At 38.9% G+C, this 14357-nt stretch carries 15 protein-coding genes; 11 read left to right on the forward strand and 4 right to left on the reverse strand.

What is annotated here, in order from left to right; translation table 11 throughout:
- The first annotated feature begins 11 nt into the window (after nucleotides 1-11).
- Nucleotides 12-2639 (forward strand): DNA gyrase/topoisomerase IV subunit A, encoded by a 2628-nt coding sequence (locus tag MURRU_RS15265; protein ID WP_014034375.1) that lies wholly within the window; start codon nucleotides 12-14, stop codon nucleotides 2637-2639.
- 63 nt (nucleotides 2640-2702) lie between these two features.
- On the forward strand, nucleotides 2703-3665 hold the full coding sequence (locus tag MURRU_RS15270) for a sterol desaturase family protein (RefSeq protein ID WP_014034376.1): 963 nt from the start codon (nucleotides 2703-2705) through the stop codon (nucleotides 3663-3665).
- Between the two features lie 40 nt (nucleotides 3666-3705).
- Here MURRU_RS15270 and MURRU_RS15275 read toward each other — a convergent pair whose 3' ends face one another.
- Together MURRU_RS15275 and MURRU_RS15280 are read right to left on the reverse strand one after the other, a co-directional pair.
- Nucleotides 3706-4083, reverse strand: a complete 378-nt coding sequence (locus MURRU_RS15275; RefSeq protein ID WP_014034377.1) for a hypothetical protein — start codon at nucleotides 4081-4083, stop codon at nucleotides 3706-3708.
- Between the two features lie 32 nt (nucleotides 4084-4115).
- Nucleotides 4116-4523, reverse strand: a complete 408-nt coding sequence (locus MURRU_RS15280; RefSeq protein WP_014034378.1) for a helix-turn-helix transcriptional regulator — start codon at nucleotides 4521-4523, stop codon at nucleotides 4116-4118.
- Between the two features lie 284 nt (nucleotides 4524-4807).
- Between MURRU_RS15280 and MURRU_RS15285 the strand changes: the two genes are divergently transcribed.
- From MURRU_RS15285 to MURRU_RS15295, 3 genes are all read left to right on the forward strand, one after another.
- Complete coding sequence (locus tag MURRU_RS15285; RefSeq protein WP_014034379.1) at nucleotides 4808-5911, forward strand: M14 family metallopeptidase; 1104 nt, start codon at nucleotides 4808-4810, stop codon at nucleotides 5909-5911.
- 99 nt (nucleotides 5912-6010) lie between these two features.
- Entirely contained in the window at nucleotides 6011-6490 is a 480-nt protein-coding gene (locus MURRU_RS15290) for an Lrp/AsnC family transcriptional regulator (protein ID WP_014034380.1), read from the forward strand.
- Nucleotides 6491-6508: 18 nt separating this feature from the next.
- Nucleotides 6509-7027, forward strand: coding sequence for a DinB family protein (locus MURRU_RS15295; protein WP_014034381.1), 519 nt, complete (start codon nucleotides 6509-6511; stop codon nucleotides 7025-7027).
- 1 nt (nucleotide 7028) lies between these two features.
- Here MURRU_RS15295 and MURRU_RS15300 read toward each other — a convergent pair whose 3' ends face one another.
- Both MURRU_RS15300 and aroB read right to left on the reverse strand, forming a co-directional pair.
- Nucleotides 7029-7355, reverse strand: a complete 327-nt coding sequence (locus MURRU_RS15300; protein ID WP_014034382.1) for a hypothetical protein — start codon at nucleotides 7353-7355, stop codon at nucleotides 7029-7031.
- A gap of 94 nt (nucleotides 7356-7449) precedes the next feature.
- A complete protein-coding gene (gene aroB, locus MURRU_RS15305) occupies nucleotides 7450-8505 on the reverse strand; it encodes a 3-dehydroquinate synthase (RefSeq protein WP_014034383.1) in 1056 nt (351 codons plus the stop codon).
- Nucleotides 8506-8596: 91 nt separating this feature from the next.
- On the opposite strand from aroB, the gene MURRU_RS15310 reads away from it, so the two are divergent.
- From MURRU_RS15310 to MURRU_RS17995, 6 genes are all read left to right on the forward strand, one after another.
- Complete coding sequence (locus tag MURRU_RS15310; protein ID WP_014034384.1) at nucleotides 8597-9769, forward strand: proline dehydrogenase family protein; 1173 nt, start codon at nucleotides 8597-8599, stop codon at nucleotides 9767-9769.
- A gap of 293 nt (nucleotides 9770-10062) precedes the next feature.
- Nucleotides 10063-11109: an HlyD family secretion protein gene (locus MURRU_RS15315; RefSeq protein ID WP_187289861.1), complete on the forward strand. Its 1047-nt coding sequence runs from the start codon at nucleotides 10063-10065 to the stop codon at nucleotides 11107-11109.
- Nucleotide 11110: 1 nt separating this feature from the next.
- Nucleotides 11111-13291 carry a peptidase domain-containing ABC transporter gene (locus tag MURRU_RS15320; protein ID WP_014034386.1) on the forward strand — a complete coding sequence of 727 codons (2181 nt, stop codon included), beginning with the start codon at nucleotides 11111-11113 and terminating at the stop codon, nucleotides 13289-13291.
- Nucleotides 13292-13302: 11 nt separating this feature from the next.
- Complete coding sequence (locus tag MURRU_RS15325) at nucleotides 13303-13614, forward strand: HTH domain-containing protein (protein ID WP_014034387.1); 312 nt, start codon at nucleotides 13303-13305, stop codon at nucleotides 13612-13614.
- A gap of 131 nt (nucleotides 13615-13745) precedes the next feature.
- Nucleotides 13746-13913 carry a hypothetical protein gene (locus MURRU_RS17990; RefSeq protein ID WP_014034388.1) on the forward strand — a complete coding sequence of 56 codons (168 nt, stop codon included), beginning with the start codon at nucleotides 13746-13748 and terminating at the stop codon, nucleotides 13911-13913.
- Between the two features lie 21 nt (nucleotides 13914-13934).
- A complete protein-coding gene (locus MURRU_RS17995) occupies nucleotides 13935-14084 on the forward strand; it encodes a hypothetical protein (protein WP_014034389.1) in 150 nt (49 codons plus the stop codon).
- Nucleotides 14085-14357 lie beyond the last annotated feature (273 nt).

The raw sequence follows: 14357 nt of genomic DNA on the forward strand, positions 1-14357 counted from the left end.
CGATTTTCTAAATGGAAGAAAATGAAGAACTGAACGATGAGAGTTTAGAGAACCAAGACGAGTCCCAAGACAGCCTGATCAAGGTAACGGGGATGTACAAGGATTGGTTTTTGGATTATGCTTCATACGTAATATTGGAGCGTGCCGTTCCTGCTATCGAAGATGGATTTAAGCCCGTGCAGCGCAGGATTATGCACGCACTAAAGGAGCTTGACGATGGCCGATACAACAAAGTGGCCAACGTAGTCGGACACACCATGCAGTACCACCCGCACGGAGATGCCAGTATTGCCGATGCCATGGTCCAAATTGGGCAAAAGGATTTGCTGATCGACACCCAAGGTAACTGGGGTAACATTTTAACAGGTGACGGAGCAGCTGCACCACGTTATATAGAAGCGCGACTTTCCAAGTTTGCCCTGGAAGTAGTTTACAGCCCAAAAATTACCGAGTGGCAACTTTCTTATGATGGCAGAAAAAAAGAACCCGTTAATTTACCCGTTAAATTTCCGCTTCTTTTGGCCCAAGGAGCCGAGGGGATTGCGGTAGGTCTTTCCACAAAAATACTTCCGCACAACTTTAATGAGTTGATCGATGCTTCCATAAAGCATTTAAAAGGCAAACGTTTTACAATTTATCCCGACTTTCCAACCGCGGGAATCATTGATATCACGAATTACAATGATGGGATGCGAGGTGGAAAAATCAGGGTGAGGGCAAAAATATCGACCTTGGACAAAAATACCTTGGTGATCAACGAAATACCTTATGGCACCAATACTTCCTCTTTAATTGACTCCATCTTAAAGGCTAATGATAAGGGGAAAATCAAAATAAAAAAGATTGAGGACAATACGGCTGCCGAAGTAGAGATTTTGGTGCATTTGCCCAACGGTATCTCTCCCGATAAAACCATTGATGCCCTCTATGCGTTTACGGCGTGCGAATCCTCCATATCCCCGCTGGGATGTGTAATTGAAGACAACAAGCCCTTGTTTATCGGCATTAAGGAGATGCTTGAAAGATCCACAGACAATACGGTGGAACTACTTAAAGCAGAACTTGAAATACAACTGGACGAGTTGGAGGAGCAATGGCACTTTTCTTCCTTGGAACGAATTTTTATAGAGAACAGGATTTATCGCGAAATTGAGGAGGAGGAAACCTGGGAAGGTGTAATCGAAGCCATAGACAAAGGCTTGAAGCCACACATCACGCATTTAAAAAGAGAAGTAACCAAGGAAGACATTGTACGACTGACCGAAATCCGAATCAAGCGAATTTCAAAGTTTGATCTGGACAAGGCACAGCAACTTATTGAAAGTTTAGAAGATAAGATTGCCCAGACCAAGCACCACTTGGAGCATTTGGTAGATTACGCCATTACTTATTTTAAGGAACTTAAAAAGAAATACGGTGCTGGTCGGGAGCGCAAATCAGAAATAAAGATTTTTGATGATATTGAAGCCACCAAAGTGGTCATTAGAAACACCAAACTTTATGTAAACCGCAAAGAAGGCTTTATTGGCACCTCTTTAAAGCGAGATGAATACGTTACCGATTGTAGTGATATCGACGATATTATTGTTTTTACGGAGAAAGGGGAGATGATGGTGACCAAAGTGGACTCCAAGGTGTTTGTTGGAAAAAACATTATCCATGTGGCCGTTTTCAAAAAGAAGGACAAGCGCACCACCTACAACATGATCTACAAACTCATGAAAGGTGGGCCAAGCTACATCAAAAGGTTCAACGTCACTAGCATGACCAGGGATAAAATTTATCAACTGGCCGGGGATAAGCCCTCTGCAGAAGTACTTTATTTTTCTGCAAACCCAAATGGTGAAGCCGAGGTGGTCACTGTAATGTTGCGCCAATCAGGAAGCATTAAAAAACTGAAGTGGGACTTGGATTTTTCCGACGTACTCATCAAGGGAAGAGGTTCCAAAGGAAATTTAGTCACCAAATATGCCGTAAAACGCATCGAACTAAAAGAAAAAGGCGTATCTACACTTAAACCAAGAAAAATTTGGTTCGACGATGTGGTAAGTCGCCTTAATGTGGATGGAAGAGGGGAGTTGCTCGGTGAATTCAGGGGAGACGACCTATTGTTGGTAATAGACCAGAAAGGGATTGTAAAAACCATTCCGCCAGATTTACTGACAAGATTTAATGACGACATGATCGTGTTGGAAAAATGGAATCCTGACAAGCCTATTTCGGTGGTGCACTACGTGGGCGACAAGGACCGTTTTTACTTGAAAAGGTTCTTGGTGGAAAGCCCCAACAAGGAAGAGGTAGTGATTTCCGAAGATTCAAAATCCTATTTGGAGCTTGTTTCCACTGACTGGAGACCCATGTTGGAAATTGAATTTGTTAAGCCCAGAGGCAAGGACCCCAAACCAAACCAAGAAATTAATGTGGAAGATTTTATTGCTGTAAAAGGAATAAAAGCACTTGGAAACCAGCTTACTCCGGAAAAAGTGAAAAATATAAATATTTTGGACCCCTTACCTTACGAGGAACCCGAGGAACAAAAAACCGAAGACATTGAAGTAGTGGATGAAGAACAAATAAATAATAATGATAATGAAATAGAGACCAAGAATGACAGTTCAGACCAAACCACTTTGTTTTGATGTGATTTATGGCTAATTTTCACGCGAGTTACACACCTACAGCAGACCGCTTAATACATTTATATGGATTTTACAAACCCACTGGTATATGGTGTACCAGTATTTATTGCCTTTATTTTATTAGAATTAACTTACAGTAAAACCCATGATCACGAACACCATGATCTTTATAACTGGAAAGATTTAGCTGCCAGTGGCTTTATGGGGATTGGCTCTGCAATCCTTGGACCTTTGTTCAAGGTTGCCTTTGCTATACTCCTTTTTGAAGGGACCTATGAGTTGTTCAATCCCGTTGTGGGTGGCGTAAGAACCAATATTATGGGGTATGAGTCCTTTGGCTACGCTTGGTACGTTTGGATTATTTGTCAATTGGGCGACGATTTCACCTATTATTGGTTCCATAGGGCCAATCACGAAGTCCGTATTTTATGGGCTGCACATATAGTACACCATTCTTCCGATAATTTTAATTTAGGTACAGCGATAAGAAACGGATGGTTCACTATTTTATACAAACCATTCTTTTACTTATGGTTGCCTGCAATTGGTTTTCCACCAGAAATGGTACTGGTATGTTTAGGGATTGAAGCATTATGGCAATTTCAATTGCACACGGTTTATGTTCCCAAACTCGGATTTTTGGAAAAAATATTCAATACACACACCATGCACCAAGTACACCACGCCCAAAATGTGGAGTATCTAGATAAAAACCACGGCGGTTTCTTGAATATTTTCGATAAAATATTTGGCACCTGGAAGGAGCTTGACGATGATGTCGATGTTAAATACGGCGTAATCCATGCTCCAGAATCATACAATCCTGTAGTTATACTTACCCACGAATTCAAGGATATTTGGAACGATGTCAAAAAATCGAAAAAACTCTCGCATAAATTAATGTACATTTTTGGCCCTCCAGGATGGAGCCACGATGGAAGCACTTTGACAGTGAAACAACAACAGCGATTGTTCAAAAAACAAAAGGAAGCCAGCCCGGAACTTGCTTACCAAAGACCCAACTAATTTTTATAAATCCAATTTATTGGATTGGGGACTCCCTAAATTAATCAATTTTATGGGCAGTCCCTTTAAACTTGCGATTATCGCCAACTACATTATATTCAAAAGTGTACGAAGATTCAGTAGTGGTCAATATTTTGATGTGAATCGGTTTTTCTTCTGCCTTGTTCTTGGGGTTCAGGTTTTTTAGCACATATTCACAATCGTTTATCCAGCGAACCGACGAAGAATCTGTTTTCCCTTCAAATTCATCCACTTCCAAATCTGTGGTTCTATTGAATATGGTTTTTTTTTCCTCACCGTTTATGGTTGCGGTGAACGAAAATTTACCCGTTTTAAAATCGTTACAATTGCGTTGTGGTGGCTGCCCACAGGCCAAAAACAATAGTATAATTGACCCAAAAAGAAGATGTTTTGTCATACCTACAAAGTAACGGAAAGTAGTTGAAAGGGTCAATCCTTTTTTGTGTTGTATACCTCAAAAGTACCATCGGAATAAAACATAACTACCTTATACGGGTTTTTGGACTGTTGTACACGCTTCTTTTCTTTAGAAGAGGGAATAGCAAAATCATCCAGATGTGGGTTATCTACCTCTTTAGTGATTTTAGGGCCATTGATTTCGGCCTGATTGGTGCTCTCCTTTGGAAAGCGGCCTTCACCCTTTAACAACCAATACAAATCCACCTCAGGGTAGGTATTGACCAATTTCATTACAAAGTCCAAGCTAGGTTTGTTTCTTCCATTCAGCAAGTGCGAGATGCTCGAACGCTGCACACCAATCTCGTCGGCAAAGGCAGAGACAGACAACTCCAAGTGCTCGATAACAGTTTCTATACGGGCTATAATTCCTTTGTTCACAAATGTAAATTATTTAACAACTAAGATAGTGCAATTCGAACTAATAAAGAACATGTATGATAAAATAAAGTCAATAATATAAAACAAATAGGTTAAATAAATACATATATATTACTGGTATAACGCATTTTATGTATATTAAATAAGGCAGTGTTTACATTTATCACAGAAGGACAGGAAAACATGTTGTGGAATGTTACAAATGTGTCAAAACATTCTTTGAATCTAGTTACAATTGTAAATACAAGGTTGGTTACTTTTGTAAACTTTAATTCCGAAACTTCATGCTTCAATATTCACTATATAAGGAGAAGTCCATTCAAGGTAGATACATTAACATAGAATCCATTCAGTCTTGTTTCTCCAAACTATCATCACCCTTAATTCATATCGGGGATTCCGTAAATGGCATTAAAATAAATGCTTTTGAAATGGGGACAGGAAAAAAGAAGGTGCTTATGTGGTCCCAAATGCATGGCAACGAATCAACCACGACCAAGGCGGTATGGGACATGGTCAATTTTATGCAATCGGAGGAAGCATTGGCCAAAACCATTTTAAAGGAATGTACCTTAATGATTATACCCATGCTAAACCCTGACGGAGCCAATGTGTATACTCGCGAGAATATAAACAAGGTAGATTTGAACCGCGATGCTAAAAATTTGACACAGCCCGAAAGCATAGCTTTACGAAAACTGTTTGAATCGTTTCAGCCGGATTTTTGTTTTAACCTACATGATCAACGCACCCTATTTAGTGCCGGTAAAACGGACAAGCCGGCGACGGTCTCTTTTTTATCCCCGGCAAGCAACCAAGAACGCCACATTACCCCCGCAAGGGAAGTGGCCATGAAATTGATTGTTGGCATGGACTCCATGCTGCAAAAACATATTCTGGGGCAGGTGGGTAGGTACGATGACGGATTCAACGATAATTGCATTGGAGATACACTTCAAATGTTGGGGGTGCCGACTATTTTGTTCGAGTCGGGCCATTATCCCAAAGACTATGAGCGGGAGAAAACCAGAGAGTTGATTTTTCTATCAATTGTAGAAGCGCTGAAAATTATTGCCACAGATAAAATTGACGACTATAAAACAGGCGATTATTTTTCAATTCCAGGCAACCATAAGTTATTTTTTGATGTGCTGGTAAAGAATCCAGAGGTGGCAAACCCTGAATTTGATGCCGGACATTCAGTAGGAATTCGATATAAGGAAGTGTTGAAAAGCGATAAAATCGTTTTTAGGCCAGAAATAGCGGAAATTGGCCCTCTTGAAGGTTTTTACGGACACCAAACCATAGAATGTGTTGATACCAAGGATTTTGGATTTGCATCCTCCCAAAACGAAATTCTTGATTTAATCCTGAAAATCAATAAATAAGAATCATTCCTCAAAGGTTCTTGCATATTATTTAAAAAAGAACCATTTTTATTACGTAAATTTCCATTTTTAACTATTTTTGCTGCAAAATTCAATGTAATGACCAAAGTAAAACTTGACGAGATAGATCACCAGATATTGGATATGTTAATCGATAACACTCGTACACCTTTTACGGACATCGCAAAAAAATTGCTGATTTCCGCAGGTACGGTTCATGTCCGTGTCAAAAAAATGGAAGAATCCGGAATCATTAAAGGCTCTTCCCTTACTCTGGACTATGTCAAATTGGGTTATTCCTTTATCGCCTATGTTGGTATATTCTTGGAAAAAACACACCAGACAAAATTTGTACTGGAAAGGTTGAGCCAAATACCTTATGTTACCGTGGCCCACATAACAACAGGCAAATTCAATATTTTCTGTAAAATAAGGGCTAAGGATACTACACATGCAAAAAATATTATTTTTAAGATAGATGATATTGAAGGCATCAGCAGAACAGAAACCATGATTTCTTTGGAAGAGAGCATCAACGATAAAAGACGTTTGATGCACACTATCTTCAACGAACTATAATTCCATTATACATATTGTATGGTGCTTTCGGAACTACCCTCTTCGGAATACAATCCATTTTACCAGACCTATATTATGGCGCTGGGGAATGTAGATTTGATGGAAGAACTAAAGAAGGGAAAGGACAACTTTCTGACCCTTTTGGAACAAATCCCAGAAGAAAAACTTTATTATGCTTACGCCGAGGGCAAATGGTCCTTGGCGGAAGTGTTGGTGCATGTGATAGACACTGAGCGAATATTCCAATACCGTGCACTTTGTATTGCAAGAAACGATAAAACCCCACTGCCAGGGTTTGACCAAGACACCTATGTGCCGTATTCCAATGCCGATAACAGGTCCAAAAAAAGCTTGATGGAGGAATATAAAGCGGTTAGGGATTCCACAATTTTTCTTTTTAATTCCTTTGACGAAGAAACAATTAAAAGGGTTGGAGTGGCCAGTGGGTCCAAAATGAGTGTGCGAGCACTGGGTTTTATCATAAGCGGACATCAAGCGCACCATATTCGAATCCTACGGGAACGCTATTTGCCCTAAATCAATATTGATCTTCGTTTTCCAAATCTTCCGAAGTAGGTTCCAGGCCCTCGAACGAGTCATCTTCAAAATCAGAAGCCACTAATTCTTTGTCGAGTTCCTTTTCAATGGTCTCTTCAAAATTTGAAATGAAGTTGGAAAGGCTCTTACTGATTTTTACCAGATAAATGGTATCTGCCGTTTTTACTTCTACCGCTTCAATAAGCTCTCCGTCGGGTTTTCTTATAGAAACAATATCATCATCACCATAACCGTCTGGATATAAATCAATTAATTGCGCCGCCACTTTGTGGTCCAACTTTTTGTAGTCTATCAAAATTCGTTTCATAATAGTTGGTTATTAAATGCATTCCTAAGCTAGGAATTTTTGAATTTGATGGACCCTAATAGTTGTAAACGAAAAAAATAAGTATGCGAAGTGATTATTCCTTGTAGTAAGCAAAAGCTTTTTGGAACAGTTCTTCCGGAACTTTAATATCTGTAACGGCTTTACCAATAGAATGTAGCAATACAAAATTTACGTTCCCGTGAGAATTCTTTTTATCGTATTTAAGTAATTGAAGAATGGCATCAATATCGTCATCAGTAAAGTCCACTTTGTCAAAATGGGTTAAAAATGTTTTTTTGATTTCATCCAACGATAATTTGGAAAGTCCCTGGAGCTCGTGTGATAAATATCCCTCCAAAATCATTCCTGCTGCAATAGCTTCACCATGCAATAAGGTTTTCTTGTCATGATTATCCAAACAATACGATTCAATGGCGTGCCCCAAGGTGTGCCCAAAATTTAAGATTTTTCGCAACCCTTTTTCGGTAGGGTCTTGAAGAACAACCTCATTTTTTATGGCAATAGATTTTTGAATGCATGATGCATCTGTAAAATTGCTTTTTTCAGTTAAACTGCTCCAGTACGCTTTGTCCTTTATAAGCCCGTGTTTCAACATCTCGGCATATCCACTTTTTACCTGGCGTGGGTCAAGGGTCTTTAAAAAATCTGGAAAAATCAGCACCATTTGGGGTTGGTTGATCACACCAATCTGGTTTTTTAACGAACCTAAATCAACACCTGTTTTGCCGCCGATGGACGCATCTACCATAGAAAGTAGGGTAGTGGGGATGTTGATAAAATCAATCCCTCGCTTAAAAGTAGAGGCCACAAAACCTCCCATATCGGTAAGCACCCCCCCACCAAGGTTGATCAGTAGGCTTTTTCGGTCACCATCTAAATTGGAAAGGTCCTCCCAAAGTTGCAAACAAGTATGGATATGTTTGTTTTCTTCCCCTGATTGGATTTCCAAGATAAAATCTACAGAGCCGTCAAATATTTTTTTAAAAAAAGGCAAGCAATGCTCTTTGGTGTTTTCATCCACCAAAACAAATATTTTGGAGTAACCACTTTTAGCAATGTGTTGGTTAAGAGCAGCTTCTGCCAATTCGCCAATATGTACCTCGTAAGACTGTGATTTAACCGATTCCATAATTTAAATTTCACTGCTAAATAAAGACTATTTTTATATATATGGTTCTAGTTTGCGTACTTATCTTTGAATCTTTAATGGATATCAAAGAATGCGACCTAATTTTGAGAATACTGCAATAGCTTTTGAGCTTAAGTCGGACTCCCAGCTGGAGCGAGCCTATTTCCTTTTTAAATTGATTTCCAACGAACCCTTGGTTCGTATTGGAACCGCTGTGACCAATTTTGCCATTAAGGCCCATTTGCCTGTTGAGGGTTTGATCAGGGCTACCGTGTTCGACCATTTTTGTGGTGGGGTGAACGAGGAGGATTGTCTCCCCATTATTGATAATATGTATGGCAATGGGGTCTGTTCTATTTTGGATTATTCGGCCGAGGGCAAAGAGGTGGACAACCAGTTTGATTTTGCCATGGAAAAGACCTTGGATATTCTGGATTTTGTGAAGGAAAAAGATGCGATACCCTTTGCGGTTTTTAAGCCCACAGGATTTGGCCGCTTTAAATTGTTCGAAAAAATTTCTGCACAAAGTGAATTGAATGAAGATGAAAAAGCGGAATGGGGAAGAATAGTGAACCGTTTCGAAAAAGTTTGTCAAAAAGCACACAAGCTGGATGTTGCGTTGTTGATAGATGCCGAGGAAAGTTGGATGCAAGATGCGGCAGATGATTTGGTCCTTGATATGATGCGCAAATACAACAAGGAAAAAGCGATTGTTTTCAATACCTTTCAAATGTACCGTTGGGACCGAATGGATTACATTAAAAAACTTTATGTAATGGCTTCTGATGAAGGTTTTAAAATTGGAGCCAAGGTGGTTCGCGGAGCTTACATGGAAAAGGAAAACGATAGGGCGAACGACAATGGGTATGAAAGCCCTATTTGCAAGTCCAAGCAGGAAACCGACGAAAACTTTGATGCCTCCATTGCATACATGATGGAGCATTTAGACCAATTTATCATCTTTGCCGGCACCCATAATGAGCAAAGTACCTTCAAACTAATTGATTTGATGGAAAAACAGGGAGTACCTACCAACGACGAACGGATTTGGTTTGGTCAATTGTTCGGTATGAGCGACCATATTACCTATAATTTGGCGGCCCACGGCTATAATGCTGTAAAATATGTTCCGTATGGCCCTGTCAGGGACGTAATGCCCTACCTGATCAGAAGGGCAGAGGAAAACACTTCGGTCGCTGGGCAAACCTCAAGGGAACTGGCCTTGTTGCAAAGAGAGCGGAAGCGTAGGAGGTTGGAGGATTAGACCTATAAGTCTCTTCTGCAAACATCTTGTTCCACATCAAAGTGCTCTTAAGAGTATTTTACACTTATAAAAATGCACGAAAAACAATTGATTTATAAATTGACTTGTTGATTCTTAAATGCAAAAGAGACCCTTTTGGGATTTTGGTCTTATGGGAGCACCTTTAGGGTATGCAAATTTTCCCGAAAGAGATTATTGAGAATACAGTACAGGCTTACATCCCCAAAAATGGGGTAAAAAGCAAAGCAATTTATAGTTTACTCCTGTTTTTTATCCTGTCAATTATTTGTGCTTTGCCTTTTATTAAGGTGAAAGTTTACACAAACGCTCAAGGTCTGGTTAAACCCTCTAAAGAGCGCATAGCCATTACAAGTCTTAATTCCGGAAAAGTATTGTTTTCCGGAATTGAGAGTAATAAATATGTGGACAAAGGGGATGTGCTGCTCATTTTGGAGAACAATGTACTTAATGAACAGATAGCCCTGACCAAGTACGATACAAAAAGATTATCGGAACAAATAAGAGACCTACAATACCTGTTGAGTCAAAAACGAATACAAAGCGATAGTATGTTGTCCGCAAAATATCAAAAGGAATATTTTCAATTTTTAGAAATTTCCTTTGAACACCGAACGCGGATTAAAAAGTTAAAAGTTGATTATGAGCGTAACCATAAGCTTTTAACTAGGGGGGTGATTGCAAAAGCTGAATTTGAAAACATTAAATTGGAATATGATTTGGCATTAAATGCATATAGCCAATTCAAAAAACAACAATTCAATACTTGGGAATCCAGTTTGACAGCGTTGAAGAATGAATTGGAAATCACCCAAAACAAAAGCTCCCAATATCTAGAAAGCAAAAAAGAACATGTAGTAACTGCTCCTGTTTCCGGTTCTTTGGTTAACCCTATGGGCATTGAAAAGGGAAGCATAATTACTTCTGGCTCAATATTGACCGAGATATCGCCAGACACCAAATTATTGGCCGAATGCTATGTTAGTCCATTGGATATTGGACTTATTGATAAGTCAAAGTCTGTTAATTTTCAGATAGATGCCTTTAACTACAACCAATGGGGTTTGGCCACGGGAAAAATCTTAGAGATTTCGGAAGATATAGAATTGATCAATGAGCAACCTATTTTTAAGATGAGATGCCAGATAAACGAAGAGTTTTTGGAACTTAAAAATGGAGCAAAGGGAACCATAAAAAAGGGGATGACCTTTAATGCTCGCTTTGAACTCACCGAAAGGACCCTGTACCAGCTCTTATATGACAAGGTTGACGATTGGATGAATCCAACCAATCAAAATAGTCAAATCACTTCAATCGAGTAAAATGGGGAAGACAACAATCAAACAACACGATATTACGGATTGTGGGGCTGCTTGTCTGGCTTCTATTTCAGCACACTACAATTTTCAAATACCTATTTCACGCATACGGCAATATGCAGGCACCGATAAAAAAGGCACAAACGTTCTGGGTCTTATAAAAGCTGCTGAAAAGTTGGGTTTTGAGGCCAAAGGGGTACGTGGTGATTTTGAAAGTCTGTTCAAGATACCCAAACCGGCCATTGCACATATTATTGTGCGCAAAAGACTGCATCACTATGTTGTAATTTATGAAGTGACCAAGAGCTACATAAAAATCATGGACCCAGGTTCTGGGAAACTGGAAAAACGAAGTCATGAGGAATTTAAAAAGGAATGGACCGGGGTTTTGGTACTCTTGTTACCCAATGAGAGTTTTGAAAAAGGTAACGAAAAAGTATCGGTATTTAAGCGCTTTTGGTTCTTGTTGAGACCTCACCGAGCAGTACTTACCCAAGCTTTTATTGGTGCTTTGGTCTATACCTTATTGGGTTTTTCCACATCAATTTACATTCAAAAGATTACGGACCATGTCTTGGTAGATGGCAATGCCAAACTTCTGAACTTGTTGAGTGTGGTAATGATTATCTTGTTATTGATTCAACTTGCCATTGGGTATTATAAGGATACATTTCTTTTAAAAACGGGGCAACAGATTGATGCGCGGTTGATTTTAGGCTATTATAAACATTTATTAAAGTTGCCACAACAGTTTTTCGACACCATGAGGGTAGGGGAGATTATATCCCGAATCAATGATGCGGTCAAGATTAGAAACTTTATCAATGGAGTCTCTCTTAATCTAACCGTGAACATCCTCATCGTTATCTTCTCGTTTGCCTTGATGTTCACTTATTATTGGAAGCTAGCTCTAATTATGCTGATTATTATTCCAATATATACCCTTATTTATTGGATTGTGAACAAACTCAATAAAAAAGTGGAACGCAGGGTAATGGAAAATGCAGCTGATCTTGAAAGCCAGTTGGTAGAATCATTGAATGCGGTTGGCACTATTAAAAGGTTTGGATTGGAAGATTATGCAAATATCAAAACAGAAACTCGTTTCATTACCCTTTTAAGAACAGGATATACTTCAGCGCTGAATATGATTTTTTCCCAGACCTCTTCAAAAGCCATCTCACAGATCTTTATTATTGTACTGCTTTGGACCGGGTCTGGATTTGTGATTGAACGGCAGATAAGTCCGGGGGAATTATTATCATTTTATGCCATTATAGGATATTTCACTGGACCATTGAGTAGTTTGATAGGAGCAAACAAAGAAATTCAAAATGCCCTTATTGCTGCTGATCGACTTTTCGAGATCATGGATTTGGAGCGAGAGGAGAAAGATAAAAATATAGTGTTCACCAGGGATAAGGTTGATGACATTACCTTCTCGGAGGTAAGTTTTCAGTATGGAACAAGGGTCGAAGTCTTTAAAAATTTGAACCTGACCATTCAGAAAGGCACCATAACGGCCTTTGTGGGGGAAAGTGGCTCAGGAAAATCGACCCTTGTATCCCTTTTGCAAAACATCTATCCCATAAATAAGGGGAAAATTCGAATCGGAGACATAGATATTAACCATATTGAAAACCAGAGTCTTCGAAATTTAATAAGCGTAGTCCCACAAAAAATTGACCTTTTTGCAGGCAACGTCATTGAAAACATTGCTGTGGGGGAAATACAACCCAACTTTGAAAAGATTTACAAGATTTGCAAGGACATTGGTATTTTAGATTTCATTGAAAGCCTCCCCAACGACTTCAACACCTATTTGGGCGAAAATGGGGCCACATTGTCCGGAGGGCAAAAACAACGTATTGCCATTGCACGGGCACTATATAAAGACCCAGAAATTTTGGTCTTGGACGAGGCCACCTCTTCTTTGGACAGTAGCTCGGAGAATTATGTGCAAAAAACCATTGATAATTTAAGGTCCGAAGGTAAAACCGTAATTATCATAGCGCACAGGTTAAGTACCGTGGTCAATGCAGATAAGATTGTAGTGTTGGACCAAGGCGAAGTTTTGGAAGAAGGCTCGCATTACCAACTATACGAACAAAAAGGAGCCTATTTTAAACTATGGCAACAACAAGTGCCCGCATTCTTATCCATACACAAACCTATTAATTCATAAATCTTACAATTATGGCAAAACTTACTCAACAGATAGCAATTTTGGAACGTATAGATCAATTGATACGATTAAAGGCCACAGGAAGGCCAAAACAGTTGGCAGATAGGTTGGAAGTATCCGAAGCCACAGTTTTTAGAATGATAGAAACCATGAAAGAACTCAACGCTCCCATTTGTTATGACTTGTCGTGGCAAAGTTATGTGTATACCGAAACCACAAGCTTTAAATGCGGGTTTTATGTGGAAGCGCTCGACGAAACAACAGAACGGAACCTTTCCGGAGGGTATAGCTTTGGCAATATGAAACGATTACTGAAATTTTAACATTTTTCACCTGCTCACTCTCAAAATTTGAGAGTGGCATGCCTCATATTTGAAATACAACTCAACGCGGCGCGCAACAGAATTTCTAGCTTTGGTTGCTGAAATTATTGTTTAATTAAAATTTACTACTTATGGAAAACTTAGAAAGTTATGGGGTATCTGAACTTAGAAGAGATGATACCAAAGAATTAAATGGAGGAGTATGGCCTCTTGTATTAGCCTTAACAGCTATGGGTATTCACGATTCAATAGAGCATCCAGACGCCTTTTTAAAAGGATTATTAGGAGAGGAATTATAAATATTAAAAGAATAGAATATTATGATACAAGACTTAAACAAAAAGGAAACTATCGAAGTTAATGGAGGTGGGGAAAGATATGCATATTACTTTGGACGAGCCGTAGGTTTAGCTGTTGGTTTTCCTTTTTCAGGAATATATTATGCAGGTAAGGATTTGGATTTATGGTAATTCTACCAAATTTATAATGGGTATTGCTTTTAAGCAGTACCTATTGTTTAGTTTTATAACATGGCTCTTTTTTATAGACATAGTAGATTATTTTTTGTAATTCTGTCAAACAGTATATTCTATCTGTTAAACCTTAGGTTTTTCCGACCATATATTTACTCATGTTGTAATAGTAGTTCAATTGCTATAGTAGTAGGAGTTTTACCGAATATTATAGGAACTTTTTTATTTGGGACATTGATTAGATATTTTTCCAGCTATACTTTTTTTAAA

This window comes from Allomuricauda ruestringensis DSM 13258 (assembly GCF_000224085.1).
In the GTDB taxonomy this organism is placed as follows: Bacteria; Bacteroidota; Bacteroidia; order Flavobacteriales; family Flavobacteriaceae; genus Flagellimonas; species Flagellimonas ruestringensis.

What these genes read in the sequence shown, in the direction of transcription:
- MURRU_RS15265 (WP_014034375.1), top strand. Translation starts at nt 12, where the DNA reads ATGGAAGAAAATGAAGAACTGAACGATGAGAGTTTAGAGAACCAAGAC.
- MURRU_RS15270 (WP_014034376.1), top strand. Translation starts at nt 2,703, where the DNA reads ATGGATTTTACAAACCCACTGGTATATGGTGTACCAGTATTTATTGCC.
- MURRU_RS15275 (WP_014034377.1), bottom strand. Translation starts at nt 4,083, where the DNA reads ATGACAAAACATCTTCTTTTTGGGTCAATTATACTATTGTTTTTGGCC.
- MURRU_RS15285 (WP_014034379.1), top strand. Translation starts at nt 4,808, where the DNA reads ATGCTTCAATATTCACTATATAAGGAGAAGTCCATTCAAGGTAGATAC.
- MURRU_RS15290 (WP_014034380.1), top strand. Translation starts at nt 6,011, where the DNA reads ATGACCAAAGTAAAACTTGACGAGATAGATCACCAGATATTGGATATG.
- MURRU_RS15295 (WP_014034381.1), top strand. Translation starts at nt 6,509, where the DNA reads ATGGTGCTTTCGGAACTACCCTCTTCGGAATACAATCCATTTTACCAG.
- MURRU_RS15300 (WP_014034382.1), bottom strand. Translation starts at nt 7,355, where the DNA reads ATGAAACGAATTTTGATAGACTACAAAAAGTTGGACCACAAAGTGGCG.
- aroB (WP_014034383.1), bottom strand. Translation starts at nt 8,505, where the DNA reads ATGGAATCGGTTAAATCACAGTCTTACGAGGTACATATTGGCGAATTG.
- MURRU_RS15310 (WP_014034384.1), top strand. Translation starts at nt 8,597, where the DNA reads ATGCGACCTAATTTTGAGAATACTGCAATAGCTTTTGAGCTTAAGTCG.
- MURRU_RS15320 (WP_014034386.1), top strand. Translation starts at nt 11,111, where the DNA reads ATGGGGAAGACAACAATCAAACAACACGATATTACGGATTGTGGGGCT.
- MURRU_RS15325 (WP_014034387.1), top strand. Translation starts at nt 13,303, where the DNA reads ATGGCAAAACTTACTCAACAGATAGCAATTTTGGAACGTATAGATCAA.
- MURRU_RS17990 (WP_014034388.1), top strand. Translation starts at nt 13,746, where the DNA reads ATGGAAAACTTAGAAAGTTATGGGGTATCTGAACTTAGAAGAGATGAT.
- MURRU_RS17995 (WP_014034389.1), top strand. Translation starts at nt 13,935, where the DNA reads ATGATACAAGACTTAAACAAAAAGGAAACTATCGAAGTTAATGGAGGT.